Annotated in this window: 26 protein-coding genes; 20 read left to right on the top strand and 6 right to left on the bottom strand. The window is 72.9% G+C overall.

What is annotated here, in order from left to right; all coding sequences use genetic code 11:
• Positions 1-35 precede the first annotated feature (35 nt).
• From ACZ4W9_RS31330 to ACZ4W9_RS31310, 5 genes are all read left to right on the top strand, one after another.
• On the top strand, positions 36-1,043 hold the full coding sequence (locus ACZ4W9_RS31330; RefSeq protein WP_467941409.1) for an ABC transporter permease: 1,008 nt from the start codon (positions 36-38) through the stop codon (positions 1,041-1,043).
• The gene (locus ACZ4W9_RS31325; RefSeq protein WP_467941408.1) at positions 1,040-2,131 is read left to right on the top strand and encodes an ABC transporter ATP-binding protein; all 1,092 of its coding nucleotides are present in this window, start codon (positions 1,040-1,042) and stop codon (positions 2,129-2,131) included. The genes ACZ4W9_RS31330 and ACZ4W9_RS31325 overlap by 4 nt, the downstream gene beginning before the upstream one ends.
• Positions 2,128-3,690, top strand: coding sequence for an ABC transporter ATP-binding protein (locus ACZ4W9_RS31320; protein ID WP_467941407.1), 1,563 nt, complete (start codon positions 2,128-2,130; stop codon positions 3,688-3,690). The genes ACZ4W9_RS31325 and ACZ4W9_RS31320 overlap by 4 nt, the downstream gene beginning before the upstream one ends.
• Positions 3,691-3,788: 98 nt before the next feature.
• Positions 3,789-5,180 carry a M1 family metallopeptidase gene (locus tag ACZ4W9_RS31315; protein ID WP_467941405.1) on the top strand — a complete coding sequence of 464 codons (1,392 nt, stop codon included), beginning with the start codon at positions 3,789-3,791 and terminating at the stop codon, positions 5,178-5,180.
• A 46-nt stretch (positions 5,181-5,226) separates the two neighbouring features.
• Entirely contained in the window at positions 5,227-5,886 is a 660-nt protein-coding gene (locus ACZ4W9_RS31310) for a trimeric intracellular cation channel family protein (protein WP_467941404.1), read from the top strand.
• On the opposite strand, the gene ACZ4W9_RS31305 is transcribed toward ACZ4W9_RS31310, so the two are convergent.
• Positions 5,795-7,045, bottom strand: coding sequence for an alpha/beta hydrolase (locus ACZ4W9_RS31305; RefSeq protein ID WP_467941403.1), 1,251 nt, complete (start codon positions 7,043-7,045; stop codon positions 5,795-5,797). The two genes, ACZ4W9_RS31310 and ACZ4W9_RS31305, sit on opposite strands and share 92 nt — an antisense overlap.
• 153 nt (positions 7,046-7,198) lie before the next feature.
• On the opposite strand from ACZ4W9_RS31305, the gene ACZ4W9_RS31300 reads away from it, so the two are divergent.
• A complete protein-coding gene (locus ACZ4W9_RS31300) occupies positions 7,199-8,059 on the top strand; it encodes a thioesterase family protein (protein WP_467941401.1) in 861 nt (286 codons plus the stop codon).
• Here the strand turns inward: ACZ4W9_RS31300 and ACZ4W9_RS31295 are convergent.
• Positions 8,046-8,627, bottom strand: a complete 582-nt coding sequence (locus ACZ4W9_RS31295; RefSeq protein ID WP_467941399.1) for a TIGR03086 family metal-binding protein — start codon at positions 8,625-8,627, stop codon at positions 8,046-8,048. The two genes, ACZ4W9_RS31300 and ACZ4W9_RS31295, sit on opposite strands and share 14 nt — an antisense overlap.
• 106 nt (positions 8,628-8,733) lie before the next feature.
• Here ACZ4W9_RS31295 and ACZ4W9_RS31290 point away from each other — a divergent pair, with 106 nt between their 5' ends.
• On the top strand, positions 8,734-9,714 hold the full coding sequence (locus ACZ4W9_RS31290) for a helix-turn-helix transcriptional regulator (RefSeq protein WP_467941397.1): 981 nt from the start codon (positions 8,734-8,736) through the stop codon (positions 9,712-9,714).
• 14 nt (positions 9,715-9,728) lie between these two features.
• On the opposite strand, the gene ACZ4W9_RS31285 is transcribed toward ACZ4W9_RS31290, so the two are convergent.
• Positions 9,729-10,355: a TetR family transcriptional regulator gene (locus tag ACZ4W9_RS31285; protein ID WP_467941395.1), complete on the bottom strand. Its 627-nt coding sequence runs from the start codon at positions 10,353-10,355 to the stop codon at positions 9,729-9,731.
• A gap of 144 nt (positions 10,356-10,499) precedes the next feature.
• On the opposite strand from ACZ4W9_RS31285, the gene ACZ4W9_RS31280 reads away from it, so the two are divergent.
• From ACZ4W9_RS31280 to ACZ4W9_RS31270, 3 genes are all read left to right on the top strand, one after another.
• Positions 10,500-10,664 (top strand): hypothetical protein, encoded by a 165-nt coding sequence (locus ACZ4W9_RS31280; RefSeq protein ID WP_467941394.1) that lies wholly within the window; start codon positions 10,500-10,502, stop codon positions 10,662-10,664.
• A gap of 85 nt (positions 10,665-10,749) precedes the next feature.
• Positions 10,750-11,031 carry a DUF4190 domain-containing protein gene (locus ACZ4W9_RS31275; protein ID WP_467941393.1) on the top strand — a complete coding sequence of 94 codons (282 nt, stop codon included), beginning with the start codon at positions 10,750-10,752 and terminating at the stop codon, positions 11,029-11,031.
• 123 nt (positions 11,032-11,154) lie between these two features.
• The gene (locus ACZ4W9_RS31270) at positions 11,155-12,324 is read left to right on the top strand and encodes a cysteine desulfurase family protein (RefSeq protein ID WP_467941391.1); all 1,170 of its coding nucleotides are present in this window, start codon (positions 11,155-11,157) and stop codon (positions 12,322-12,324) included.
• Here the strand turns inward: ACZ4W9_RS31270 and ACZ4W9_RS31265 are convergent.
• Positions 12,321-13,025, bottom strand: a complete 705-nt coding sequence (locus ACZ4W9_RS31265) for an N-acetylmuramoyl-L-alanine amidase (protein WP_467941390.1) — start codon at positions 13,023-13,025, stop codon at positions 12,321-12,323. The genes ACZ4W9_RS31270 and ACZ4W9_RS31265 overlap by 4 nt on opposite strands.
• Before the next feature lie 60 nt (positions 13,026-13,085).
• Here ACZ4W9_RS31265 and mnmA point away from each other — a divergent pair, with 60 nt between their 5' ends.
• Positions 13,086-14,213: a tRNA 2-thiouridine(34) synthase MnmA gene (gene mnmA / locus ACZ4W9_RS31260; RefSeq protein WP_467941389.1), complete on the top strand. Its 1,128-nt coding sequence runs from the start codon at positions 13,086-13,088 to the stop codon at positions 14,211-14,213.
• A 12-nt stretch (positions 14,214-14,225) separates the two neighbouring features.
• On the opposite strand, the gene ACZ4W9_RS31255 is transcribed toward mnmA, so the two are convergent.
• Together ACZ4W9_RS31255 and ACZ4W9_RS31250 are read right to left on the bottom strand one after the other, a co-directional pair.
• A complete protein-coding gene (locus ACZ4W9_RS31255; protein WP_467941388.1) occupies positions 14,226-15,008 on the bottom strand; it encodes an alpha/beta fold hydrolase in 783 nt (260 codons plus the stop codon).
• Positions 15,009-15,071: 63 nt separating this feature from the next.
• Positions 15,072-15,395, bottom strand: coding sequence for a DUF427 domain-containing protein (locus tag ACZ4W9_RS31250; protein ID WP_467941386.1), 324 nt, complete (start codon positions 15,393-15,395; stop codon positions 15,072-15,074).
• Positions 15,396-15,460: 65 nt separating this feature from the next.
• Here ACZ4W9_RS31250 and ACZ4W9_RS31245 point away from each other — a divergent pair, with 65 nt between their 5' ends.
• The 9 genes from ACZ4W9_RS31245 to ACZ4W9_RS31205 all read left to right on the top strand — a co-directional run bounded on the left by ACZ4W9_RS31245 (position 15,461) and on the right by ACZ4W9_RS31205 (position 25,532).
• Positions 15,461-16,000, top strand: coding sequence for an LOG family protein (locus ACZ4W9_RS31245; RefSeq protein ID WP_467941385.1), 540 nt, complete (start codon positions 15,461-15,463; stop codon positions 15,998-16,000).
• A gap of 15 nt (positions 16,001-16,015) precedes the next feature.
• Positions 16,016-16,705, top strand: coding sequence for an SDR family oxidoreductase (locus ACZ4W9_RS31240; RefSeq protein WP_467941383.1), 690 nt, complete (start codon positions 16,016-16,018; stop codon positions 16,703-16,705).
• Between the two features lie 31 nt (positions 16,706-16,736).
• Positions 16,737-17,744 carry a methionine synthase gene (locus ACZ4W9_RS31235; RefSeq protein WP_467941381.1) on the top strand — a complete coding sequence of 336 codons (1,008 nt, stop codon included), beginning with the start codon at positions 16,737-16,739 and terminating at the stop codon, positions 17,742-17,744.
• A gap of 14 nt (positions 17,745-17,758) precedes the next feature.
• Positions 17,759-19,954 (top strand): NAD-dependent DNA ligase LigA, encoded by a 2,196-nt coding sequence (gene ligA, locus ACZ4W9_RS31230; RefSeq protein ID WP_467941380.1) that lies wholly within the window; start codon positions 17,759-17,761, stop codon positions 19,952-19,954.
• A 259-nt stretch (positions 19,955-20,213) separates the two neighbouring features.
• Positions 20,214-22,484 carry a putative bifunctional diguanylate cyclase/phosphodiesterase gene (locus ACZ4W9_RS31225; RefSeq protein ID WP_467941379.1) on the top strand — a complete coding sequence of 757 codons (2,271 nt, stop codon included), beginning with the start codon at positions 20,214-20,216 and terminating at the stop codon, positions 22,482-22,484.
• Between the two features lie 509 nt (positions 22,485-22,993).
• Complete coding sequence (locus ACZ4W9_RS31220; RefSeq protein WP_467941377.1) at positions 22,994-23,365, top strand: DUF4267 domain-containing protein; 372 nt, start codon at positions 22,994-22,996, stop codon at positions 23,363-23,365.
• Positions 23,366-23,494: 129 nt separating this feature from the next.
• Positions 23,495-23,791, top strand: a complete 297-nt coding sequence (gene gatC / locus ACZ4W9_RS31215) for an Asp-tRNA(Asn)/Glu-tRNA(Gln) amidotransferase subunit GatC (RefSeq protein WP_004925108.1) — start codon at positions 23,495-23,497, stop codon at positions 23,789-23,791.
• Positions 23,792-23,796: 5 nt separating this feature from the next.
• Positions 23,797-25,296, top strand: a complete 1,500-nt coding sequence (gene gatA / locus ACZ4W9_RS31210; RefSeq protein WP_318201249.1) for an Asp-tRNA(Asn)/Glu-tRNA(Gln) amidotransferase subunit GatA — start codon at positions 23,797-23,799, stop codon at positions 25,294-25,296.
• Positions 25,293-25,532: a hypothetical protein gene (locus ACZ4W9_RS31205; RefSeq protein WP_318201248.1), complete on the top strand. Its 240-nt coding sequence runs from the start codon at positions 25,293-25,295 to the stop codon at positions 25,530-25,532. Before gatA ends, ACZ4W9_RS31205 begins: the two co-directional genes overlap by 4 nt.
• Positions 25,533-25,545: the final 13 nt, after the last annotated feature.

The raw sequence follows: 25,545 nt of genomic DNA, 5'->3' as shown, positions 1-25,545 counted from the left end.
GGCCCCCCGGCCCGCGGGCACCAGCGCCGGCCCCCGTGATCTCGTACATCCTCCGCCGGACGTTCGCGGCAGTGATCCTGCTGCTGGTCGTCTCCGCGGTCACCTTCGCCATCTTCTTCCTGCTGCCGCGACTCGCCGGCCAGACGGCGGACCAGCTGGCACAGCAGTACATCGGCAAGAGCCCGTCGAAGGCGGACATCGCCGCGGTCAAGCACAACCTCGGTCTGGACCAGCCCGTCTACGTCCAGTACTGGCACTTCATCAAGGGGATCGTGGCCGGCGCCACGTACGACCTCGGCCCGACCACGGTGCACTGCGACGCGCCGTGCTTCGGCTACTCCTTCAAGAACCACCAGGCGGTCTGGCCGGAGCTGACCTCCCGCATCCCGATCACGGCCTCGCTGGCCGTGGGCGCCGCCGTGCTGTGGCTCCTGTCCGGTGTGGTGGTCGGCGTGATCTCCGCGCTGAAGCCGCGCTCGTTCTTCGACCGCGCCTTCATGGGCGTCGCGCTCGCCGGCGTCTCGCTGCCCATGTTCTTCACGGGCAAGCTGGCGCAGCTGCTCTTCACCGTCCAGATCCCGATCTTCGGGCGCACCTACGTCCCGCTCACGGAGAACCCGGCGCAGTGGGCCAACACCCTTTTCCTGGCCTGGTGTTCGCTGGCCCTGCTGTACTCCGCCATCTACGCCCGGCTGACCCGCTCGGGGATGCTGGAGACGATGAACGAGGACTTCATCCGCACGGCCCGGTCCAAGGGCCTGGTCGAGCGCCGGGTGGTGGTCAAGCACGGACTGCGTTCCGCGCTCACCCCGATCATCACCGTCTTCGGCATGGACATCGGCCTGCTGCTCGGCGGTGCCGTGATCACCGAGTCGGTGTTCTCGCTGCACGGCATCGGCGAGTACGCGGTGCAGGGCATCACCGACAACGACCTGCCCAAGATCCTCGGCGTGACCCTGCTCGCCGCCTTCTTCGTCGTGATCGCAAATCTTGTGGTGGACGTGCTCTACGCCGCCGCCGACCCGCGGGTGAGGCTCTCGTGACCGAACTCTCCAAGACCGGTGCCGCGGTGGGCGAGCCCGCCCCCGCCAAGGCCCCCGAAGCCTTCCTGGAGGTCCGCGACCTCAAGGTGCACTTCCCGACCGACGACGGCCTGGTCAAGTCCGTCGACGGGGTCAGCTTCTCGCTGGAGAAGGGCAAGACCCTCGCCATCGTGGGCGAGTCCGGCTCCGGCAAGTCGGTGACCTCGCTGGCCATCATGGGCCTGCACCGGCTCGGCGCCCGCGGCAAGAACGTGCGGATGTCCGGCGAGATCTGGCTGAACGGCAAGGAACTGATCTCCTCCTCCCCGGACGAGGTGCGCAGGCTGCGCGGCCGGGAGATGGCGATGATCTTCCAGGACCCGCTGTCCGCGATGCACCCCTACTACAAGGTCGGCGACCAGATCGTCGAGGCCTACCGGGTGCACCACGACGTCAGCAAGAAGGTCGCCCGCACCCGGGCCATCGAGATGCTCGACCGGGTCGGCATCCCCGAGCCCGCCAAGCGCGTCGACGGCTACCCGCACGAGTTCTCCGGCGGTATGCGCCAGCGCGCCATGATCGCCATGGCCCTGGTGAACAACCCCGAGCTGCTCATCGCGGACGAGCCGACCACCGCCCTCGACGTGACCGTCCAGGCGCAGATCCTCGACCTGATCCGGGACCTCCAGAAGGAGTTCGGCTCCGCGGTCGTCATGATCACCCACGATCTCGGCGTGGTCGCCGAGATCGCCGACGAGATCCTGGTGATGTACGGCGGCCGGTGCGTGGAGCGCGGCCCGGCCGACGAGGTCTTCGAGCAGCCGCAGCACCCCTACACCTGGGGCCTGCTCGGCTCGATGCCCCGCATCGACCGCGAGACGTCCGAACGGCTCATCCCGGTCAAGGGCCAGCCGCCGAGCCTCATCAACGTCCCCTCGGGCTGCGCCTTCCACCCGCGCTGCCCGTACGCGGACATCCCCAAGGGGAATGTCACCCGCACGGTGCGCCCCGAGCTGGAGCAGGTGAGCACCGGGCACTGGTCCGCCTGTCACCTCCCGACCGAGGACCGCCAGCGGATCTGGACCGAAGAGATTGCGCCGAAGCTGTGAGTGAGACCAAGAAGACGGACGAGGCCGCGATCCCTCCGCAGACGCCGGCCTCCGAGGGCTCGGCGGACCGCGAGGTGCTGCTCAGGGTCGAGGGCCTGACCAAGCACTTCCCGATCAAGAAGGGCATCCTCCAGCGCCAGGTCGGCGCCGTGAAGGCCGTCGACGGCCTCGACTTCGAGGTGCGCAAGGGCGAGACCCTGGGCGTGGTCGGCGAGTCGGGCTGCGGCAAGTCGACCATGGGCCGGGTCATCACCCGCCTCCAGGACCCGACCGGCGGCAGGATCACCTTCGAGGGTCAGGACATCACGCGGCTCAGCGCCGGGCAGATGCGCCCGCTGCGCCGCGACATCCAGATGATCTTCCAGGACCCGTACGGCTCCCTGAACCCCCGCCACACCATCGGCTCGATCGTCTCGGCGCCCTTCCGGCTCCAGGGCGTGGAGCCGGAGGGCGGGGTCAAGAAGGAGGTCCAGCGGCTGCTGTCCCTGGTCGGCCTCAGCCCCGAGCACTACAACCGCTACCCGCACGAGTTCTCCGGCGGTCAGCGCCAGCGCATCGGCATCGCCCGCGCCCTCGCCCTGAAGCCGAAGCTGGTGGTGGCGGACGAGCCGGTCTCCGCGCTGGACGTGTCGATCCAGGCGCAGGTCGTCAACCTCATGGACGACCTCCAGCAGGAGCTGGGCCTGACCTATGTGATCATCGCCCACGACCTGTCGGTGGTCCGGCACGTGTCGGACCGGATCGCGGTGATGTACCTCGGCAAGATCGTGGAGCTGGCCGACCGCACCTCGCTGTACGAGGCGCCGATGCACCCGTACACCAAGGCGCTGATGTCGGCGGTGCCGGTGCCGGACACCAGGCGCCGGGGGCGGAAGAACGAGCGCATCCTGCTGCGCGGCGACGTCCCGTCCCCGATCGCCCCGCCCTCCGGCTGCCGGTTCCACACCCGCTGCTGGAAGGCGACGGAGATCTGCCGGACGACCGAGCCCCAGCTGATCGAGCTGAAGCCGGGCCAGCGGGTGGCCTGCCACCACCCGGAGAACTTCGCCGACCAGGCCCCGCAGGACACGGTCCTGCTGTCGGCGGCGAAGGCGGCGTCGGAACTGGTCCCGGACGCGGTCGTCTCCGACGGTCCGGCCGAGAAGGAGTCGGCGCCCGAGAAGGAGCCGGCGGGCGAGGAGAAGCCGGCCGACGCGAAGGCTTCGGTGACCGAGGCGAAGCCGCCGGTCGAGAAGGAGCCGGCCGCGAAGGGCACCGCCTCCGAAGCGGCCTCCGAGGCGACCGCCTCCGAAGACGCCTCGGAGGAAGCCCCCGGGGCGACCGCTTCCGAGACGGCCAAGGGTGCCGCGTCCGCCGAGGCCGTCGCCGAGGCCGCCGACACCGCGCCGGTTCCCGAGGCCGCCGAGGCCGCCGCGGCGACGGAGGCCTCCGGGGAGAAGACCGGCCCCGGCGCGAGGTCCACGCCGAAGACGACCGGCAAGACGACCCGGAGGACGGCGAAGAAGACGCCCGGCAAGCCCTCCACCGGGACCGGCCCCCAGGAGCCGTCCGGCACGTGACGCATGACGACTGGGCAAAGTCATGCACATGCCTGAACGGGAGAGTGCAGAGTCGTCCGTGCCCGACCACCGATCGGCACGCTCGAAAGGGACGACTCATGGCACTCTCCCGTTCGGCACGTCTGGGGGTCCTCGCCACCGCCGCGGCCTCCTTCCTCGCCATCGCCGCCGCCGCGCCCCCCACCCAGGGCGCCCCCGGCATCGGCGACCCCTACTTCCCGCACCTGGGCAACGGCGGCTACGACGCCCGCCACTACGACCTGGACGTGGCCTACGCCCCCGGCACCGGCCGCCTGGACGGCCGTACCACCCTCACCGCGCACGCCACCCAGACCCTCTCCTCCTTCGACCTCGACCTCCAGAAGCTGGAGATCACGAGGGTGGAGGTGGACGGCGGACGGGCGGCGTTCACCCGGGACGGCGACGAGGTCACCGTCACCCCGCGCCGGCCGCTCCCCAAGGGCCGCGACTTCACCGTCTCCGTCACCTACGGCGGCGTCCCCGAGGCCCTCGGCGGCCCCATCGTCTTCGGCTCCGACTACGGCTGGATGAAGACCCCCGACGGCGTCTTCGTCGCCTGCGAGCCCAACGCCGCCTCCACCTGGTTCCCGTCCAGCGACCACCCCGCCGACAAGGCCACCTACGACATCCGGATCAAGGCGCCGAAGGGCCTGACCGCCGTCTCCAACGGCCGGCTGGTGTCGGCGTACGACAAGGGCGGCTCGACGTACACCCACTGGCGGGAGTCCAGGCCGATGGCCACCTACCTGGCTACCGCCACCATCGGGAAGTTCGACGTGCGCACCGGCCGCACCCCCGGCGGCATCCCCGTCTACGTGGCCATCGACCCCGTGCTGAAGGACGCCAACACCGTCGACGTCTACGGGGTCACGGCCGCCGTCACCGACTACTGGTCGCAGGTCTTCGGGCCGTACCCCTTCGAGGAGACCGGCGCCATCGTCGACGACATGCCGGAGGCCGGGTTCTCGCTGGAGGTGCAGTCCAAGCCCGCCTACTCGGCGGTGCGCAGCGAGACGACGATCGTGCACGAGCTGGCCCACCAGTGGTTCGGCGACTCGGTGAGCGTGGCGCGCTGGAACGACATCTGGCTGAACGAGGGCTTCGCCACCTACGCCCAGTGGCTGTGGGCCGAGCACAAGGGCACCCGCTCCGCCCACGACTCCTTCCTCGCCGGATACGGCTCCCGGCCCGCCGACTCCGCCTTCTGGCAGGTCAGGCCCGGCGCCCCGGAGCGGGACACCATGTTCGCCTCCGCCGTCTACCAGCGCGGCGCGATGACCCTCCAGATGCTGCGCGAGCGGATCGGCGACCCGGCCTTCTTCCGGCTGCTGCCCGCGTGGACCTCGCTCCACCGGTACGGCAACGCCGGCACCGCCGACTTCATCCGGCTCGCCGAGCGCGTCAGCGGCCGGCAGCTGGACGACCTCTTCGACACCTGGCTGTTCACGACAGGGAAACCTGCCCTCTAGCCTGGCTTTGTAAGGTTCAGGCACTCCGGCAGGCGAGAATGTCAGGGTGCAGCTCCAGCAACTCTTCAGCCCCTCCGTCCAGCACACGCTCGAAGTGATCGGGATCTTCGTGTTCGCGATCTCCGGCGCCCTGCTGGCCGTCCGGAAGAACTTCGACGTGTTCGGCATCGCCGTGCTCGCCGAGGTCACCGCGCTGGGCGGCGGGCTGTTCCGCGACCTGGTCATCGGGGCCGTCCCCCCGGCGGCCTTCACGGACCTCGGCTACTTCGTCACCCCGCTGCTCGCCGCGCTCGTCGTCTTCTTCCTGCACCCGCACGTGGAGCGCATCCAGTCGGCGGTGCTCGTCTTCGACGCGGCCGGCCTCGGCCTGTTCTGCGTGAGCGGCACGACGAAGGCGTACAGCCACGGCCTCGGCCTGACCGCGTCGGCGACGCTCGGCCTGGCCACCGCTGTGGGCGGCGGTGTGCTGCGGGACGTGCTGGCCAACGAGGTGCCCTCGCTGCTGCGCTGGGACCGCGACCTGTACGCGGTCCCGGCGATCGTGGGCTCCGCGATGGTGGTGCTGTGCATCCGCTATGACGTGCTCTCCCCGCTCACCAGCGGGTTCGCGGCCCTCACGGCGTTCGTGCTGCGCCTGCTCGCGATGCGGTTCCACTGGCGAGCGCCTCGTGCGTGGAACCGGCGCTCGACGGTGACGGAGGAGTAGCGGCGCCGGCGACGGAGGTGTCCCGCCCCTTGGCGTGGCTCTGCCCCATCTGGAGGGTCAGCCAGCGGAAGACGGCGGGGAGCTGCGGACGCCACAGCGCCAGGGTGTGACCGCCCGCGCTGCGCGGCAGGAAGACCACGCGCACGGTGGTGGGCGCCTTGGCGGCGGACCGCAGGGCCATGCCCGCCTGGTAGCCGTCGCCGGGCTGGCCCGAGAGGTACAGCGCGACCGGCGGCGGTGCGGCCGCCCTCCGCAGCAGGGTGTAGGGGTTGTTCGCGGCGCGCAGGGCGGGGGTCTGGGCGGCGAGGGAGTCGCGTTCGGCGATCGGGTCGTTGTAGCCGGACATGCTCACCGCGGCCCGGTACCGGTCCGGGTGCGCCACGGCCAGCTTCACCGCGCAGTGCGCGCCCGCCGAGTAGCCGGCCACCGCCCAGCCGCGCGGGGCCGGCTCGGTGCGGAAGTTGTCCTTGACCATCTTCGGCACGTCGACGCTGAGCCAGCTGTCGGCGTTGACCTGGCCGGGAATGTTGGCGCAGCCGGTGTCCACGCCGGCCAGCAGGTTGGTGCGCGGGGCGACCAGGATGAACGGCGCCACCCGGCCGTCGCGCATCAGCGGCAGCAGCTGCTCGGGGGCGTGCAGCGCGCCGAACCAGGCCTTCGCCGAGCCGGGGTAGCCGGGCAGCAGCTCCACCACCGGGAACTTGTGGTGCCGGTAGGCCGGGTCGTCGTACTGCGGCGGCAGCCAGACGTAGACCTCGGCGTTCACTCCGGAGACCCGGCCCTCGAGCTGGGTGACGCGCACGGTGCCGGCCGCGTGCGTGCCGGTCCCGCCGGCGGTCCGGAAGGTCTGCCGGACCCGGGGCAGCCGTTCCACCGCGATGCCGCCGGTGCCGTCCCGGCCCAGGTCGGCGGCCTGCTGGACGTGGTCGCCGGTGCCGAGCAGGTCCGCCCAGTCGTCGTACAGGCTGTTCTGGTTGTTGACCAGTACGAACACCAGCGTGACGGCCGTGCCCTGGGCGAACAGCAGCATCAGGACGCGGGCGGCGGCCCGCAGCGGTCTGGGCCCGCCCATCCGTGACCAGAGCACGAGTGGCAGGATCAGGGCGACCACGGACAGCACGATGGTGGTGCAGAGGAACGGAGTCCCGGTGAGGCTCATGTCCCCCTAGAGGGAAATCCGGGGCGGGGGGTTGTGGACGGGTCCGGACATTTACCGGGAATCTGCCAGATCATCACCCGGGTGCAGGCCGTGTCGCCTTTCGGGAACAGGGAAAGCTACCGCTTAGTATTTGCGTGTTGTAGCGTTTCGCGCATGGCAGAAGCAGCTACCGCCCCCTCCCCGCGCGCCATGATCGGCGACAGCGAGTTCGACCGCGACACCGCGGTCACCCGGCGCGAGCCCGGCGTCTACGACATCGACCTCTCGGCCGGCTGGACCATCATCAGCGCCGTCAACGGCGGCTATCTGCTGGCCGTGCTCGGCCGGGCCCTCGCGGACACCCTCCCGCACCCGGACCCCTTCTCCGTCACCGCCCACTACCTGACCGCCTCCCGGCCCGGCCCGGCCGTCGTCCGCACCCAGACGGTCCGCACCGGCCGCACCCTCTCCACCGGCCAGGCCTCGCTCTTCCAGTACGACGACGAGGGCAACGAGGTCGAGCGCATCCGCGTCCTCGCCTCCTACGGCGACCTCGCCGCCCTCCCCGACGACGTCCGCACGACGGCCACCCCGCCCGCGATCCCCCCGCCGGAGCGGTGCTTCGGCCCCGAGGACGGCCCGGCCCCGATCGACGGCAGCAACGCCATCGCCGGCCGGCTGATGATCAAGCTGGACCCCGCCACCACCGGCTGGGCCCTCGGCACCCCCTCCGGCAAGGGCGAGATGCGGGCCTGGTTCGGCCTCGCCGACGGCCGCGACGCCGACCCGCTCTCGCTGCTCCTCGCCGTCGACGCCCTCCCGCCCACCGCCTTCGAGATGGGCCTCAAGGGCTGGGTGCCGACCGTGGAACTCACCGTCCACGTGCGCCGGCGCCCGGCCCCCGGTCCGCTGCGGGTGTCGATCACCACCCGCAACCTGGCCGGCGGCTTCCTGGAGGAGGACGCCGAGGTCTGGGACAGCGCGGACCGGCTGGTCGCGCAGTCCCGCCAGCTGGCCCGGGTCAGGCTCGGCTGAGCGGCTCGCGCCCCAGCCAGGCCGCCAGCCTCTCGTAGGCGCCGGCTCCCTCGGGGACCGGCACCGGCGCGTCGAAGGGACGGCCCTCCCGCGGCCCGCCGGGCAGGGCCTCCCGCGCGGTGGCGAGCGCGAACCCGGCCAGCTCCGCGTCGAGCGCCAGCGGCCGGCCGACCGCCTCGGACAGGTCCCAGGTGTGCGTCACGATCTCCATGACGTACGCCGACAGGGCGGCCCGCCCGGAGATCACGCCCCAGGGGACGGTCACCGACGACGCCATCCGCTCGTCGCTCTCCCAGGCGTCCAGGGCCCGTCGCCGGACCTCGTCGTAGGCCTGCGCCCAGCCGTCGTCGGGCACCTCGGGGGCGGTCATCGGCTCGCCCCGCCCGTCGCCGGTCTCGCCGACGAGGGAGATCCGGCGGGTGCCGCCGACGACATGCCCGAGCAGCGCGCGCACGTCGAACTCGGTACAGGGCGTGGGCGCGGTGAGCTGCTCGGGGCGCACGGTCTCGATGAGCCGGGCCGCCTGGGCGGTGGCGCGGGCGTACAGCGGGCGGGGATCGGTGGTCATGGCCGGCCTTCCTTCGTACGGGTGGTCCGGGGAGTACGTTCCCGCCGAAACCTGACACCCGCCGTCAGGTTTGCCGTCGCCGCCCGTCCGGCGGGAAGCTGGCGCGGTGAAGTCCGACCGGCTGCTGTCGATCCTGCTGCTCCTGCAGACCCGGGGCCGGGTCCCCGCGCCCGAACTCGCCGAGCGCCTGGAGGTGTCGGTGCGCACCGTCTACCGGGACGTCGAGGCGCTGTCGGCCGCCGGGGTCCCGGTCTACGCCGAGCGCGGCCGGCACGGCGGCATCGGGCTCCTCGCCGGTTTCCGCACCGATGTCACGGGGCTGACCGCGGACGAGTCCCGGGCCCTGTTCGTCCTGGCCGCGCAGGGCGCCCATGCCGCGCTCGGCCTGGACGCGGCCCTCGCCTCGGCCCTGCGCAAGGTCATGGCCGCGCTGCCGGCGCCGCACCGCCCCGCCGCCGAGGTGACCAGCCGCCGTGTCCTGGTCGACGCCACCCGCTGGATGAGCGGCCCCGAACGGACCGCCGACCTCGCGGCGCTCCAGGACGCGGTCTTCTCCGACCGGCGCCTGAGGCTGCGCTACCGGCACAGCGGGGAGCGGGAGGTGCGGACGTACACCGTGGATCCGTACGGCCTCGTGGCCAAGGCCGGGACCTGGTACCTGGTCGCCGACCGGCGCGGCCGGCCCCGGCTGTTTCGCGCCGACCGGGTGCGCTCGGCCCGCGCGCTGGAGCAGCCGGTACGGCGCCGGCCCGGGGTGGAGCTCCCCGACGTCTGGGAGGGGCTGCGGCGGCGGGTGGAGGAACGGGACGCCGAGGTGGAGGTCACCGTGCGGGTCCGGCGCGAACTGGCCGACATGTTCCGGCGGATGACGGCCGCCCGGCTGACGGCCCTCCCCGAAGACGACGGCGAGGGCGCCTGGGTCACCGCGCGGCTGGCCTACCCGGCCCTGCGGGCGGTACGCCAGCTCCTCGTGTTCTCCGACCGGGTGGAGGTCCTGGACCCGCCCGAGGCGCGTGCGGAACTGGTCGCGGGGGCGCGTGCGGTGCTGGACCTGTACGGGGCGGCGGGGGCGGCCGACGAGGGCTGAGCGGGTGGCGGCCGTCAGTCCAGCCAGTGGGTGCGGCCGAGGGTGATGAGCCGCAGCTGACGGGTGGCGAGCCGGGTCACCCGTTCCCGCTCCTCCTCGGGGGCCTCCAGTGCCTCCAGGAACAGCGAGGCGGTGATGAGCATCTGGTCGACATAGAGGTGCGCGAGCATCAAGAGGTCGTCGTCGCTCCAGCCCTCGGCCTCCCGGTCCCGCGCCAGCTCCGCGCCGACCTCCTCGGCGAACCGGTGCAACTGGGCCCGGATGGCCTCGCGCACGGGCTGTACGCCGCCGTGCCGTTCGCGGGCGATGAATCTGACGTGGGCGGGGTACTCGGCCACGTGACGGGCGATCAGTTCGACGGCGCGCGCGATGCGTTCCTCGCTGTCGCCCGTGGTGGACACCGTCGTCCGCACCATCGGATGCAGGCTGCCCAGCGCCTCGTCGACCAGGGCGACCCCGAGGTCGGCGGTCGAGCGGAAGTGCCGGTAGAAGGCGGTCGGGGCGACCCCGACCGCCCGGGTGACCTCGCGCAGGCCCAGGCTGCTCAGGCTCTGCTCCTCCAGCAGGGCGAGCGCCGCGTCGAGGAACGCCTGCCGGGTCTTCTGCTTCTGGGCCTGCCGGATGCCGAGGGTGTGACTCATGTCATCCAGTTAACAACTGTTCTCCGTAATGGGAAAGCCGCAGGAGGCGTTAGACTCGGATTCAGTGGACAACTGTTACTACAACTGTTCACCCAAACTTCACACGGCCGCACACGAGGCACCCCGGAGGGGGGATCCGATCCCATGCTGTTCCTCGTCGCCGCGCTCATGCTGCTCGGAGTGATGCTGGGCACCGTGGCCCACGCGCCGCTCGGCGTCAGCGCCGTCCTGGCCGCCGTCATCGCCGTCTGGCTCGGCGTCTTCGCACTGCGCGAACGCCACGGCCGCCGTCACACGTCGTCCGACTGACGGTCCGGGCACGTCGTCCGACCGGCGGCGGCCGTGCCGGATCACCGGCCGGTCCGCCGCACAGGATCCTCGGGAGCTGAGCATCATGCACCTCACCGCACCGGCCGGCACCGGCCGCACCGACGCCCGCCCGCGCACCCGGGACGCCGACGGCATGGCCGTCGCGTCCTTCATCCTCGGCCTCCTCGGCCTGCTCGTCCTCAACCTCTTCCTCGGCCCGATCGCCGTCGTCCTCGCCGTGGCCGCCCTCTGGCGCGACACCGCCCGCCGGGGCCGCGCCTACCTGGGCCTCGCCCTGGGCGTCGCCGACCTGCTGGTCCTGGTGACGGCGATGGAGATGACCGGGTCGGTGTCCTGGACCCTGTGAGAACGCCGCACGCCGGACACCGGATATCCGGTGCCGGACCCGGCCGGCGCGAGGCGCCCTTCGGCCCCCGGCGCCACACGCGGCCCGGGCCGCCGGCGGGGGAGCCGTAGAATCGGCCTCACCATGGCTTACCTCGACCACGCCGCGACCACCCCGATGCTCCCGGAGGCGGCGGAGGCGTTCACCGCCCGGCTGGGCATCACGGGCAACGCCTCCTCCCTCCACGCGTCCGGCCGGCAGGCCCGCCGCACGGTCGAGGAGGCCCGCGAGACCCTCGCGGAGGCGCTCGGCGCCCGCCCCAGCGAGGTCGTGTTCACCTCGGGCGGCACCGAGGCCGACAACCTCGCCGTCAAGGGCCTGTACTGGTCCCGCGCCGCCGCCGACCCCGCCCGCACCCGCGTCCTGGCCAGCCCCGTCGAGCACCACGCCGTCCTCGACGCCGTGCACTGGCTCGGCGAGCACGAGGGCGCCACCGTCGAGTACCTCCCGGTCGACGCCCACGGCCGCGTCCACCCCGACGCGCTGCGCGAGGCCATCGCCCACAACCCCGGCGACGTCGCCCTGGCCACCGTGATGTGGGCGAACAACGAGATCGGCACGATCATGCCGGTCCGCGAACTCGCCGACGTCGCCGCCGAGTTCGGCGTCCCCCTGCACGCCGACGCGGTCCAGGCCTTCGGGCAGGTCCCCGTCGACTTCGCCGCCTCCGGCCTCGCCGCGATGACCGTCTCCGGCCACAAGATCGGCGGCCCGTACGGCATCGGCGCCCTCCTCCTCGGCCGCGAGTACAGCCCCGTGCCCGTCCTGCACGGCGGCGGCCAGGAGCGGCACGTCCGCTCCGGCACGCTCGACGTGCCCGCCGTCGCCTCCTTCGCCGTCGCCGGCCGGCTCGCCGCCGAGCGCCGCGAGCGGTTCGCGCGGGAGATCGGCGGGCTGCGCGACCGGCTGGTCGACGCCGTGCGCGGCGCCGTACCGGACGCGATCCTCGGCGGCGACCCGGCGCCCGGGGGCCGGCTCCCGGCCAACGCGCACTTCACCTTCCCCGGCTGCGAGGGCGACTCCCTGCTGCTCCTGCTGGACGCCCAGGGCATCGAGTGCTCCACCGGCTCCGCCTGCACCGCGGGCGTCGCCCAGCCCAGCCACGTCCTCCTCGCCACCGGCACCGACCCGGACCTGGCCCGCGGCACCCTGCGCTTCTCCCTCGGCCACACCTCCACCGAGGCGGACGTCGAGGCCGTGGCGAAGGCGATCGGCCCGGCGGTGGAACGCGCCCGCGCGGCCGGCCTCACCTAGCCGGCCGGCCGGGCCGCGGCGCGCTCGGCGCCGACCAGGCGCAGATACCGCTCCCAGTCCCAGAACCTCCCCGGGTCCGTGTGGTCCGTGCCCGGCACCTGGACGTGCCCGATGATGTGCTCCCGGTCCGCGGGCATGCCGTACCGCCCGCATATCGCGGCTGTCAGCCGCGCCGAGGCCGCGTACATGGCGTCCGTGAAGGACCCGGCGTCCTCCACGAAGCCCTCGTGCTCGATGCCGACACTGCGTTCGTTGTACGTCCGGTCGCCCGCGTGGAACGCCACGTCCAGCTCGCGGACCAGCTGGGTGATCCGGCCGTCCGCGCGCACGATGTAGTGCGCCGCCGCGCCGTGGCCGGGATCCTGGAAGGCCCGCACCGCCGACGCGTACCCGCCCTGGGTGACATGGACGACGACCCGGTCCACCGGATAGTCGGCCGGCCGGTCCGCCCCGCGGTAGTTCGCCGCCGAGGCCGCCACCCAGCGTGCGCCCCGGAAGTCCACCGCGCCCGCCTCCCGCGGCTTGTCCACCCCGGGCAGCCGCCACCACGACCGGGACAGCTCCTCACGGGCCAGCAGCGCCGTGCCCACGGCCGCCGCGACCCCGCCCACCAGCAGGGCCCGCCGCCCCAGCCGGCGGTCCCCGTCGCTTCCCGGCGGCCCCGTGCCCGCTCCCGCCGCCGAGCCCGTCGTCGCCCCCATGTGACCCTCAACGGACGACCGGCCGACCAGGTTCCCGCGCCCCCGTACCCTGGAAGGGTTATGACTGACACCCCGCAGCGCACCCGCCCCCTCCGCGTCCTCGCCGCCATGTCCGGCGGAGTGGACTCCGCCGTCGCCGCCGCGCGTGCCGCGGAGGCCGGCCACGACGTCACCGGCGTCCACCTCGCGCTCTCCGCGAACCCGCAGTCGTTCCGAACCGGCGCGCGGGGCTGTTGCACCATCGAGGACTCCCGCGACGCCCGCCGCGCGGCCGACGTCATCGGCATCCCGTTCTACGTCTGGGACCTCGCGGACCGCTTCCGCGAGGACGTCGTCGAGGACTTCGTCGCCGAGTACGAGGCCGGCCGCACCCCGAACCCGTGCCTGCGCTGCAACGAGAAGATCAAGTTCGCGGCGCTGCTGGACAAGGCGCTGGCCCTCGGCTTCGACGCCGTCTGCACCGGCCACTACGCCAAGGTGATCGTGAACGAGGACGGCTCCCGCGAGCTGCACCGCGCCTCCGACATGGCCAAGGACCAGTCGTACGTCCTCGGTGTGCTGGACGACAAGCAGCTCGCGCACGCGATGTTCCCGCTCGGCGACACGGTCACCACCAAGGAGGAGATCCGCGCGGAGGCCGAGCGCCGGGGCCTGGCCGTGGCGAAGAAGCCCGACTCGCACGACATCTGCTTCATCGCCGACGGCGACACCCAGGGCTTCCTGGCCCGCCGCCTCGGCAAGGCCGAGGGTGACATCGTGGACGAGTCCGGCGCCCGGCTGGGCAGCCACGAGGGCGCGTACGGCTTCACCATCGGCCAGCGCAAGGGCCTCAGGATCGGCACCCCGGCCCCGGACGGCAAGCCGCGCTACGTCCTGGACATCTCCCCGGTCACCAACACGGTCACCGTCGGCCCGGCCGAGGCCCTGGACGTCACCGCGCTCACCGCGATCAGGCCCCGCTGGTGCGGCACCGCCCCGGCCGGCCCCGGCACCTACACCGCCCAGCTGCGCGCCCACGGCGGCGAGACCGAGGTGAGCGCCGAACTCGTGGACGGCGAGCTGCGCGTGACCTTCGCCGAGCCGGTCCGCGGCGTCGCCCCCGGCCAGGCGATCGTCCTGTACGACGGCACGCGCGTGGTGGGTTCGGCGACGATCGCGTCCACCACGCGCGCGACGGCGTCGGTCTGAGCCGCGCGGGGCCTACCCGGCGAAGAACTCCGACAGCACCGGCCCCAGCACATCCGGCTCCACCATGTGGGTCTGGCCGGGCAGGACGCGGTACGTGCCCCGCGGCACGGCCTCCGCGACCGCCTGGCTCGCCCGGTGCATCCACTCCGGGCTCGCACCGCCCGCGACCGCGAGCACGGGCACACCGATCGCGGCGAGCCGGTCCCGGGGGAGCAGTCCGTCGCCCATGACCGCGTCGTCGTACGCGAGGCTGGGGGCGACCGCCTCCATGCCGGGCCACATCGGCGACTCCCGGGCACGCTGGATCATCTCCTCGCCGAGGCCCGTCAGGCGCAGGAACAGCTCCACCGCGTCCCCGCGCCGGCCCTCGCCGAGCGCCTTGCCCAACTGCTCCTTGTACGTGGCCTCACGCGCGGCGCCGTCCGCCAGATGATCGGCGTACGGCACGTCGTACACCGCCGCCCGGGTCGCCGGCAGCCCGTCCGCCGCCGCGCGCAGGACCAGCGCGCCCCCCGAGGAGACCCCGAACAGCGCCGCGTCGCCGCCCACCGCGTCGATCAGCGCGGCCAAATCCTCGATCTCGCGCTCGACCGCGTACGGCGCCGTGTCGCCGCTCGCGCCGCGGCCCCGGCGGTCGTAGACGACGGCCGTGCAGCGGGCCGCGAGACGCTCCGCCAGGGGCAGCACGGTGCCGCCGGTGGACATGGCGCCGCTCACCAGGATCACCGTGGGCCCCTCGCCGGTTACGTGGTACGCGAGGGGGGTGCCGTCGCGGGAAGTCGTCTTCTTGTCCATGCCCGTGCAGACTGCCGCACGGCCGCCGCCTCGTCGGTCACGACACGGCGGTGCCGGGGAGGGTCATGCGACCTCGGTGTCGTAGAAGCAGTAGTGGTCCCTGAGTTCCGCCATGTCGGGCCTGGGCTCGGGGTACGCCCAGACGAGGTCGGCCGCGTCCGGCAGCGACCAGTAGGACGCCGTGCCCTTGTACGGACAGACGGTGTGCGTGTCGGAGGGGGTCAGCAAGTCGAGGCGCACGTCCTCGGCGGGGATGTAGTACCGCACCGGACAGCCCGTCTCGCGCAGCTCCAGGGGACGGTCGGACTCCGCGAGCACCTGGTCGCCGTGCACCACGCGCACGTGCCGCTCGCTCTTGTGGATCGTGATCGTGTGTCCATCGGTCATACCGGAACAGCACCGGACGGACCGCGCTTCTTCCCGGCCGGCCCGGGCACCGTACGGTATGAGCCATGAACATCTGCGTCTTCCTGTCCGCCGCCGACCTCGACGAGCGTTACACCCGCCCCGCGCGCGAGTTCGCGGAACTGATCGGCAAGGCCGGTCACACGCTGGTCTGGGGCGGCTCCGACAGCGGTCTGATGAAGGTGGTCGCCGACGGGGTGCAGGAGACGGGCGGCAGGCTGCTGGGCGTCTCCGTGGAGTTCCTGGCGAACAAGGCGCGGCCCGGCGCCGACGAGATGGTCATCGCCGCGGACCTCGCCGAACGCAAGAGGCTGCTGCTGGAGAAGGCCGACGCCGTGGTGATCATGGTGGGCGGCACCGGCACCCTCGACGAGGCCACCGAGATCCTGGAGCTGAAGAAGCACGGCCGCACGCGGAAGCCGGTCGTGCTGCTGAACACGGCGGGCTTCTACGACGGCCTGCGCGAGCAGTTCCGCCGCATGGAGGCCGAGGGCTTCCTGCCCCGCCCGCTGGCCGAGCTGGTCTTCTTCGCCGACGCGCCCGCCGGCGCCCTGGCCTACCTGGAGGAGCAGCTCGCCGGGCACTGATGCGAGCATGGCCCCATGGCTACTCATGTGATCACCGGGGCCGGATCCGGCATCGGCGCGGCCGTGGCCCGCCGGCTGCACGCGCGCGGGGACGACCTCGTGCTGCACGCGCGCGACGCGGGCCGCGCCAAGGAGCTGGCGGCGCAGTTCCCCGGCGCACGCACCCTGGTCGGCGACCTCGCGGACCCGGACAAGCTCTCCTGGGCGTTCTCCCACCAGACGCTCCCGGACCGGGTGGACTCCCTGCTGCACATCGCCGGGGTCGTCGAGCTGGGGCAGGTCGGGGACCTCACCCCGAAGTCCTGGCACCACCAGCTGAACGTCAACCTGATCGCGCCCGCCGAGCTGACCCGGCTCTTCCTGCCGCAGCTGCGGGCGGCCCGCGGCCATGTGATCTTCGTCAACTCCGGTGCGGGTCTGAGCGCCTCCGCCGGCTGGTCCGGGTACGCCGCCTCCAAGCACGGCCTGAAGGCCCTCGCCGACGCGCTGCGCCAGGAGGAGCACGCGGGCGGCGTCCGCGTCACCACCGTCTACCCCGGCCGCACCGCCAGCCCCATGCAGGCCAAGGTGCACCAGCAGGAGGGCAAGGAGTACGACCCGGGGAAGTGGATCGACCCCGAGTCGGTCGCCACGGCCCTCCTGATGGCCCTGGACCTGCCGAGGGACGCGGAGGTCAACGACCTGTCGGTACGCCCGGGGCGCTGACCGGGGTCCCGGGGTTCCGTAGGCTTCCCTGGTGAGCGAAAACAGCCTGTTCAGGTTCCCCGGAGCCACCGGTGTCGGCTCCCTGCCCGGCACCGACGCCCGCGAGGCCGCCAAGACCGCCACCGGCAGCTTCGAGGACTTCCCGTTCCTCGCGGAGCTGCCCGCGCGCGGGCCCGGCGCCGACATGATCGGCCGGACCGCGGGGATGCTGGTCGAGCTGTACGCGCGCGTGGAGCCCAGCGGCTGGCGGATCGGGGACCGGCCGGGCCGGGACACCCGCCGGGCCCGGTCCTGGCTGGTGGAGGACCTGGACGCCCTGGAGGAGTTCACCCAGGGCTACACGGGCGATCTGAAGGTGCAGGCCGTCGGGCCGTGGACGCTGGCCGCCGCGCTGGAGCTGCGGAACGGCGAGGCCGCCCTGTCGGACCCCGGGGCCTGCCGGGACCTCGCCGCCTCGCTCGCCGAGGGACTGCGCTCGCACCTGGCCGAGGTGCGGCGGCGCGTCCCGGGCGCCCGGGTCCTCCTCCAGCTCGACGAGCCCTCCCTGACCGCCGTGCTGCGCGGTCAGATCCGCACCGCCAGCGGCTACCGCACCCACCGCGCCGTGGACCGGCAGGTGGTGGAGGACACGCTCCGGGACGTCGTCGGGGCGCACGACGGCGGGCCCGTGGCCGTGCACTCCTGCGCCCCGGACGTGCCGTTCGCGCTGCTGCGGCGGGCCGGCGCCGCGGCCGTCTCCTTCGACCTCGCGCTGCTCACCGAGCGTGACGACGACATGATCGGTGAGGCCGTCGAGAGCGGCACGCGGCTGTTCGCCGGTGTCGTGCCGGGCACGGACGGCCCGTTGTCGGACCCTGCCGGTAGCGTCATGGGTGTCAGGACGCTGTGGCGCAGGCTGGGGCTGCGTCCGGGGCTGCTCGCGGAGGCGGTCACGGTGACCCCGGCATGCGGTCTGGCGGGCGCTTCCCCCGCGTACGCACGCCAGGCGCTCGCCCACTGCGTCCGGGCGGCGAGATCCCTCGCGGACAACCCTGAGTAACGGAGGACAACACGGTGGCCGGCGACAAGCAAGCGGAGACGACAGCGGTGCCCGCCGAGGCCCGCGAGACCCACGCGCGGCTGGCGGAACAGATCGAGGAGCACCGCTTCCGGTACTACGTGAAGGACGCCCCCGTCGTCAGCGACGCGGAGTTCGACCAGCTCCTGAAGTCCCTGGAGGCCCTGGAGGAGCGGTATCCGGAGCTGCGCACCCCGGACTCGCCCACCCAGAAGGTCGCGGGGTCCTACGAGACGGAGTTCACCGCCGTCGAGCACCGCCAGCGGATGCTGTCGCTGGACAACACGTTCAACGACGACGAGCTGGCCGCCTGGGCCGACCGCGTCGCGAGGGAACTGGGCGACCAGACGTACCACTTCCTGTGCGAGCTGAAGGTGGACGGTCTCGCGGTCAACCTCACGTACGAGAAGGGCCGTCTCACGCGCGCGGCCACCCGCGGCGACGGCCGCACCGGCGAGGACATCACGCCGAACGTCCGCACCATCGCGGAGATCCCGGACCGCCTGGCCGGCGACGAGGTGCCCGACCTGGTGGAGATCCGCGGGGAGGTCTACTTCCCGATGGAGAAGTTCCTCGAACTGAACGAACGCCTGGTCGCGGCCGGCGACAAGCCGTTCGCCAACCCCCGCAACGCCGCCGCCGGTTCGCTGCGCCAGAAGGACCCGAGGGTCACCGCGACCCGCCCGCTGCACATGGTGGTGCACGGCATCGGCGCCCTGGAGGGCTTCACCGGCCTGACCCGGCTCTCCCAGGCGTACGACCTGCTGAAGACCTGGGGCCTGCCCACCTCCCCGCACAACCGCGTGGTCGACGGCCTGGACGGGGTGCGCGAGTTCATCGCGCACTACGGCGAGAACCGGCACTCCGTCGAGCACGAGATCGACGGTGTCGTGGTCAAGCTGGACGAGATCCGCCTCCAGGGGCGGCTCGGCTCCACCGCGCGGGCACCCCGCTGGGCGATCGCCTACAAGTACGCGCCGGAGGAGGTCAACACCAAGCTGGTCGACATCAAGGTGGGCGTCGGCCGCACCGGCCGGGTCACGCCGTACGCCCAGGTGGAGCCGGTCACGGTGGCGGGCAGCGAGGTGGAGTTCGCCACCCTGCACAACCAGGAGGTCGTCAAGGCCAAGGGCGTCCTCATCGGCGACACCGTCGTGCTGCGCAAGGCCGGTGACGTCATCCCGGAGATCCTCGGCCCGGTGGTCGACCTGCGGGACGGCGGCGAGCGGGAGTTCGTGATGCCGGGGAAGTGCCCGGAGTGCGGCACGCCGCTGCGGCCGATGAAGGAGGGCGACGTCGACCTGCGCTGCCCGAACGCCCGTACGTGCCCGGCCCAGTTGCGCGAGCGGGTGTCGTACCTGGCGGGCCGCGAGTGCCTGGACATCGAGCACTTCGGCCAGGTGGCCGCCGCCGCGCTGACCCGGCCGCTGGAGCCGGCCGACCCGCCGCTGGTGGACGAGGGCGACCTGTTCGACCTGACGGTGGAGAAGCTGCTGCCCATCAAGGCCCACGTCCTCGATCCGGACAGCGGGCTGCCCAAGCGCGACCCCAAGACCGGCGAGGAGAAGGTCGTCACGGTCTTCGCCAACCAGAAGGGCGAGCCGAAGAAGAACACCCTCGCGCTGCTGGCGAACATCGAGGCGGCCAAGTCCCGTCCGCTGGCCCGGTTCCTTAACGGGCTGTCCATCCGGCACGTGGGCCCGGTCGCCGCGCAGGCCCTCGCGCGCGAGTTCCGCTCCGTCGACCGCATCGAGCAGGCGACCGAGGAGGAGCTGGCGGCCACCGACGGCGTCGGCCCGATCATCGCCGCCGCGCTCAAGGAGTGGTTCGCCGAGGACTGGCACCGCGAGATCGTCCGCAAGTGGAAGGCCGCCGGGGTCCCGCTGGAGGACGAGGCGTCCGGCGAGGAGGAGGGGCCGCGCCCGCTGGCGGGGCTCACGGTCGTCGTCACCGGCACCCTGGAGCACTTCACCCGGGACGGCGCCAAGGAGGCGCTGCAGAGCCGGGGAGCGAAAGTGACCGGTTCGGTTTCGAAAAAGACCTCTTTCGTTGTCGTTGGTGACAACCCTGGATCGAAGTACGACAAGGCCATGCAAATGAAGGTTCCTGTTCTGAACGAGGATGGTTTCGACGTCCTGTTGGAGCAGGGCCCCGAAGCGGCGGCCGAAGTCGCGCTTCCGACCGAGGAGTAGCGGTTGAAGGCCGCCCGATCGGCGCATATCAGATGCATACGGGTGGCCCGGGCGCATTCGGGCAACCGTCGGAGACCGCTGCCCGTGGAAGCCTTCCGCGGCCTACTGTTGAGGCGTGCGCCTGCCGTGCCCAGCTGCGGCTGGGGCACCTCCGTGCCCTCGACAGGCCCGGGGAGGGTTTCTTCGACGCGGAGCCGCTGAGGGTTGTCGGGCACCGGGCCGCGTGGCGTGGGCACCGCCGGCTGTGAGAGGGACGGGAATGGAACCGACCGAGAGCGCCGCCCCCGACGCACGGCTGCGTCCGCGCCGCCGTGCGGGCACCTGGCGCCGGAACCGGTGGACCGGCCGGGCCGCGGGCCGTACGGGCGCGCGGCCGCGCCCCACGGGCCCGCTCCTCGCCGGCCCGTGCGCGGCCACCGAGCCCGCCGCCCCCCTGCCGCCGGCCGGCGCCCCCGCCCTGACCGGCGCCGACACCGAACGGCACCTGCTGTCCTGGCCCGCGCTGCCCGCGGCCGTCGTCGCCGCCGCGGGCTGCGCCCTGGCCGCCGGGTTCTACCGCGCCTACACCGACCAGCACGCCCTCTTCCCGCGCGGCACGGTCGGCTGGGCGCTGGCCCTGCTCACCGGCGTCATCGTCGGCCACCTCGTGATGCTGGGCCGCGCCCGCTGGTGGGGCGGCACCGGATCGGGCGCCGCCCTCACCCTCGCCGTCCTGCTGCTGTACGGCTGGGTGCCCGCCGGACTGGTCAGCCTCACCGTCGTGGTCCTGGTCGGCATCGCCCGCCGGCACCGCTGGCGCCAGGGGGTCCTGCACGGCGCGGTGGACATCCTCGGCATCGGCGTCGGCGCCCTGCTGCTCGGCGCGTTCGGCCGGGTCCCGAGCGTCGAGACGCCCTGGCGGCCCGACAGCTGGACCGTCGCCACCGCCCCCCAGGTCGTCCTGGTCGCGGTCGCCTACCTCGCCGTCAGCCGCGGCCTGCTGTGGTACCTGTACGCGCCGCGCGAGGGCGGAGTGCCCACCGTCGCCCGCACCGCCCTGGTCAGACAGGGACTGGTCGCCGTCGCGCTGCTCGGCATCGCCCCGCTGCTGTGCGTCGTCGCCGACGCCGAGCCGATCCTGCTCCCGCTCTTCGCCATCCCGCTCATCGCCCTGGACTCCACGCTGTGGATGGCCCGCGCCCGCGCCGAGGAGCAGCTGCGCGACCCGCTGACCGGGCTGCCCAACCGCCAGTGGCTGCTGGAGCGCATCTGGACCGCCCTGGACGACGCCGACCGCATCGGGGCGCGCTCCGCGCTCATGCTGATCGACCTCGACCGGTTCCGTTCGGTGAACGACACGCTCGGCCATCTGGCCGGGGACCGGCTGCTGCTCCAGATCGCCGACCGGCTGCGGCTCGCCCTGCCGCGCGGCGCCGAGGCCGCCCGGCTCGGCGGTGACGAGTTCGCCGTGTTACTCCCCGTCGCCGACTCCACCACGTCGGCGACGCGTGTCGCCCGCGGTCTCGTGACCGCCCTCAGCTCCCCGCTCGACCTGGACGGCCTCACCCTCGTCCTGGAGGCCAGTGCCGGCGTCGCCGTCTTCCCCGACCACGCGCTCGACGCCGAGGGCCTGCTGCGCCGCGCCGACGTCGCGATGTACCAGGCGAAGCGGGACCGGACCGGCGTCGAGGTCTACGAATCCAAGCGGGACTCCAACACCCCCGACCGCCTCGGCCTGCTCGGTGACCTGCGCCGGGCCCTCGACGCGCACGAGGTCCACCTCCACTACCAGCCCAAGGTCCGCTTCGACGGACAGGTCGCCGGCCTGGAGGCGCTGGTGCGCTGGGTGCACCCCGAGCGCGGCAAGGTGCCGCCGGACGAGTTCATCGCGATAGCCGAGTCCTCCGGGCTGATGCCCCACCTCACCGAGTACGTCCTGGAGACCGCGCTCGGCCAGGTCGCCCGCTGGCGGGCGCAGGGCCTGCGGGTCCCGGTCGCCGTCAACGTCTCCCCGCGCGACGTCCACACCCCCGGCTTCGCCGGCTCCGTCGCCGCCCGGCTGGCCCGGCACGGGGTGCCCCCGGGGGCGCTCCAGCTGGAGATCACGGAACACGTGCTGCTGGAGGACCCGCAGCGGGCCGCCGACACCCTCGCCGGGCTCACCGGACACGGCGTGAAGATGTCCCTGGACGACTTCGGCACCGGGTACTCGTCCCTGGTCCACCTGCGGCGGCTGCCGGTCAGCGAGCTGAAGATCGACCGCTCCTTCGTGGCCCGGCTCGCCGTGGACGCCGAGGACGCCGAGATCGTCCGCTGCACGGTGGACCTGGCCCACTCGCTGGGGCTGCTGGTCGTCGCCGAGGGCGTGGAGGACGACGAGACCTGGGAGCGGCTGCGGGACCTGGGCTGCGACGCGGTGCAGGGCTGGCTGGTCGCCGCGGCGATGCCGCCGGACGAGGCCACCACCTGGCTGCTGGCCCGGGGGTCCCGCGGCTGGCAGCGGACGCCCGCCGCTCCCGCCGCTCCCGCCGCGCTGCCCGCGGCCGAGTAGCCGCCCGCTCCGCCTGCCGCTGCCGCTCCGGGGCGCCGCTCGGCCGCTCGTGCAGTGGCCGGCCGGCTGCGCCGGACGCGCCTCGTGCGCCGCCTGTGGCGCGTCGCCAGACCGTGCGGCCCCGCTTAGAAGGTCTCCGCGAGCAGGACGGGGCCGTCGTCGTCCCGCGCGCTCGGTTCCCCGGCGAGGAGCAGCTCCGCGAAGGCATCCCACAGGGGTGCCGGTGCTGCTGCGCGGCGGACGGCAGTCCCACCTGGTCGGTGCACATCGCGGTGAGAGGGCGGCCCGGCGCCGGGCGAAGGACGTGGACGCCCGCGCCACCGCCGCCGGCGCCCTCTCGCGTGCCCGGCGCCGCCGTGCGGGCCCGCCGCCCGGCCGCCAGGCCGGTGAAGCCCCGCACCGCGACCGCAGCCATGATCGCGTCACTGCTGACTCTAGCGGCGCTAGTCATTCTGTCATTGCCCTGCTGGCTTCACTCCTGTCACCAGCGTTGCTGGCAAGGAGATGGCGTGACCGTCACCGCGTACACCCTGGCCGTCCCGCTCGACCTGTTCTGCGTGTTCCTCGGCTACCGCTTCCTGTTCCGGCCGGGCCCCGCGGCGGCCGGGTACGGAGTCGCGGCCGACCCGCGCGGCGACGCCCGCGCCTACCTGTCGGTCAAGGGGCTCAGGGACGGCACCTTCGGGCTGCTGGGCCTCGCCCTCCTCGCCTTCGCCGGAACCCGCGCCGAGGCCTGGTTCATGCTCTGCGTGGCACTCGTCCCGCTCGCCGACACACTGACAGTCCTGCGCAACGGCGGCACGAGAGCCGTCGCCTTCGGCATCCACTTCGCCACCGCGACCGTCGTGCTGATCACCGCCGGTCTGCTCTTCGCGATCTGAGCGCCACGCCACGCGGCGCCCGCCGGGAGCCGCCGGGAGAGGGCCCGGGGGAAACCGTTTCACGGGCACGGGGCGCCGCCCCCTAGGATTGGGCCCAAACCACACACACTCACCCCAGAGGATCGCTGCATGCCTGGCATCACGCGCGAGGAGGTCGCCCACCTCGCCCGGCTGGCGCGTCTGGAGCTGAAGCCCGAAGAACTCGACCACTTCGCGGGACAGCTCGACGACATCATCGGCGCGGTCGCCCGCGTCAGCGAGGTCGCCGACCAAGACGTACCGCCGACCTCGCACCCGCTCCCGCTGACGAACGTCATGCGGCCGGACGAGGTCCGTCCCTCGCTCACCCCCGAGCAGGCGCTCTCCGGCGCCCCGGCCCAGGAGCAGCAGCGTTTCAAGGTGCCGCAGATCCTGGGGGAGGAGTGACCACCATGACGGACAGCAACATCATCAAGCTCACGGCCGCGCAGACCGCCGAGAAGATCGCCTCCGGCGAGCTGACGGCCGTCCAGGTCACCGAGGCCCACCTCGCCCGGATCGAGGCCGTGGACGAGAAGGTCCACGCCTTCCTGCACGTCGACCGCGAGGGCGCCCTCGCGCAGGCCCGCGCCGTCGACGAGAAGCGGGCCCGCGGCGAGAAGCTCGGTCCGCTGGCCGGCGTCCCGCTGGCGCTCAAGGACATCTTCACCACCGAGGGCGTACCCACGACCGTCGGCTCGAAGATCCTCGAGGGCTGGATCCCGCCGTACGACGCGACGCTCACCAAGCGGCTGAAGGCCGCCGACATCGTCATCCTCGGCAAGACCAACATGGACGAGTTCGCCATGGGGTCCTCCACCGAGAACAGCGCCTACGGCCCGACCGGCAACCCCTGGGACCTCACCCGGATCCCCGGCGGTTCCGGCGGCGGCTCCTCCGCCGCGCTCGCCGCCTACGAGGCCCCGCTCGCCATCGGCACCGACACCGGCGGTTCCATCCGCCAGCCGGCCGCCGTCACCGGCACGGTCGGCGTGAAGCCGACGTACGGCGCGGTGTCCCGCTACGGCATGGTGGCCTTCTCCTCCTCCCTCGACCAGGGCGGCCCCTGCGCCCGTACGGTCCTGGACGCGGCCCTGCTGCACGAGGTGATCGCCGGCCACGACCCGCTGGACTCCACGTCCATCGACGCCCCCGTCCCGCCGGTGGTCGAGGCCGCCCGCAACGGCAGCGTCCGCGGCATGCGCGTCGGCGTGGTCAAGCAGTTCCGCGGCGAGGGCTACCAGGCCGGCGTCATCCAGCGCTTCGACGAGTCGGTCGAGCTGCTGAAGGAGCTGGGCGCCGAGATCGTCGAGCTGGACTGCCCGTCCTTCGACCTCGCCCTGTCGGCGTACTACCTGATCGCCCCGTCCGAGTGCTCCTCCAACCTCGCCCGCTTCGACGGCCTGCGCTACGGCCTGCGCACGGGCGACGACGGCACGCACTCCGCCGAGGAGGTCACCTCCCTGACCCGCGAGGCCGGCTTCGGCCCCGAGGTCAAGCGCCGGATCATGCTCGGCACGTACGCCCTGTCGAGCGGTTACTACGACGCGTACTACGGCTCCGCGCAGAAGGTCCGCACGCTCATCACGCGGGACTTCGAGAAGGCCTTCGAGCAGGTCGACGTGATCGTCTCCCCGACGACCCCGACCACCGCCTTCCCGATCGGCGAGCGCGCCGACGACCCGATGGCGATGTACCTCGCGGACCTGTGCACCATCCCGACCAACCTGGCGGGCAACGCGGCCATGTCCCTGCCCTGCGGTCTCGCCCCCGAGGACAACCTCCCGGTGGGCCTGCAGATCATCGCCCCGGCGCTGAAGGACGACCGGCTGTACAAGGTGGGCGCCGCCGTCGAGGCCGCCTTCGTGGAAAAGTGGGGTCACCCGCTGCTGGAGGAGGCACCGTCGCTGTGAACGCACTGTCCAAGGCCAAGGGCTTCAAGAAGTCCAAGTCCGGTACGTACCTGTCCATGGCCGCCACCGCGTTCGGCGCGGTCGGCGCCGCCAAGCAGATCAAGAAGGCCCGCGCCGAGAACGACACGCTGAGGCTCGTCGACGCCGTCGTCACCGCGGCGGGCATCGTCACCGGCCTCGCCATCCTCTACCGCGAGCTGAAGCGGCTGGGCGACGACGACGTCCTGCTGGGCTGAGAGGGAAGTTACA

The sequence above is a fragment of the Streptomyces sp. NPDC029296 genome, from assembly GCF_055569255.1.
This window is presented reverse-complemented; position numbering and strand designations above follow the sequence as displayed.

What these genes read in the sequence shown, in the direction of transcription:
- ACZ4W9_RS31315 (WP_467941405.1), top strand. Translation starts at nt 3,789, where the DNA reads ATGGCACTCTCCCGTTCGGCACGTCTGGGGGTCCTCGCCACCGCCGCG.
- ACZ4W9_RS31305 (WP_467941403.1), bottom strand. Translation starts at nt 7,045, where the DNA reads ATGAGCCTCACCGGGACTCCGTTCCTCTGCACCACCATCGTGCTGTCC.
- ACZ4W9_RS31300 (WP_467941401.1), top strand. Translation starts at nt 7,199, where the DNA reads ATGGCAGAAGCAGCTACCGCCCCCTCCCCGCGCGCCATGATCGGCGAC.
- ACZ4W9_RS31295 (WP_467941399.1), bottom strand. Translation starts at nt 8,627, where the DNA reads ATGACCACCGATCCCCGCCCGCTGTACGCCCGCGCCACCGCCCAGGCG.
- ACZ4W9_RS31285 (WP_467941395.1), bottom strand. Translation starts at nt 10,355, where the DNA reads ATGAGTCACACCCTCGGCATCCGGCAGGCCCAGAAGCAGAAGACCCGG.
- ACZ4W9_RS31280 (WP_467941394.1), top strand. Translation starts at nt 10,500, where the DNA reads ATGCTGTTCCTCGTCGCCGCGCTCATGCTGCTCGGAGTGATGCTGGGC.
- ACZ4W9_RS31275 (WP_467941393.1), top strand. Translation starts at nt 10,750, where the DNA reads ATGCACCTCACCGCACCGGCCGGCACCGGCCGCACCGACGCCCGCCCG.
- ACZ4W9_RS31270 (WP_467941391.1), top strand. Translation starts at nt 11,155, where the DNA reads ATGGCTTACCTCGACCACGCCGCGACCACCCCGATGCTCCCGGAGGCG.
- ACZ4W9_RS31265 (WP_467941390.1), bottom strand. Translation starts at nt 13,025, where the DNA reads ATGGGGGCGACGACGGGCTCGGCGGCGGGAGCGGGCACGGGGCCGCCG.
- mnmA (WP_467941389.1), top strand. Translation starts at nt 13,086, where the DNA reads ATGACTGACACCCCGCAGCGCACCCGCCCCCTCCGCGTCCTCGCCGCC.
- ACZ4W9_RS31255 (WP_467941388.1), bottom strand. Translation starts at nt 15,008, where the DNA reads ATGGACAAGAAGACGACTTCCCGCGACGGCACCCCCCTCGCGTACCAC.
- ACZ4W9_RS31250 (WP_467941386.1), bottom strand. Translation starts at nt 15,395, where the DNA reads ATGACCGATGGACACACGATCACGATCCACAAGAGCGAGCGGCACGTG.
- ACZ4W9_RS31245 (WP_467941385.1), top strand. Translation starts at nt 15,461, where the DNA reads ATGAACATCTGCGTCTTCCTGTCCGCCGCCGACCTCGACGAGCGTTAC.
- ACZ4W9_RS31240 (WP_467941383.1), top strand. Translation starts at nt 16,016, where the DNA reads ATGGCTACTCATGTGATCACCGGGGCCGGATCCGGCATCGGCGCGGCC.
- ACZ4W9_RS31225 (WP_467941379.1), top strand. Translation starts at nt 20,214, where the DNA reads ATGGAACCGACCGAGAGCGCCGCCCCCGACGCACGGCTGCGTCCGCGC.
- gatC (WP_004925108.1), top strand. Translation starts at nt 23,495, where the DNA reads ATGCCTGGCATCACGCGCGAGGAGGTCGCCCACCTCGCCCGGCTGGCG.
- gatA (WP_318201249.1), top strand. Translation starts at nt 23,797, where the DNA reads ATGACGGACAGCAACATCATCAAGCTCACGGCCGCGCAGACCGCCGAG.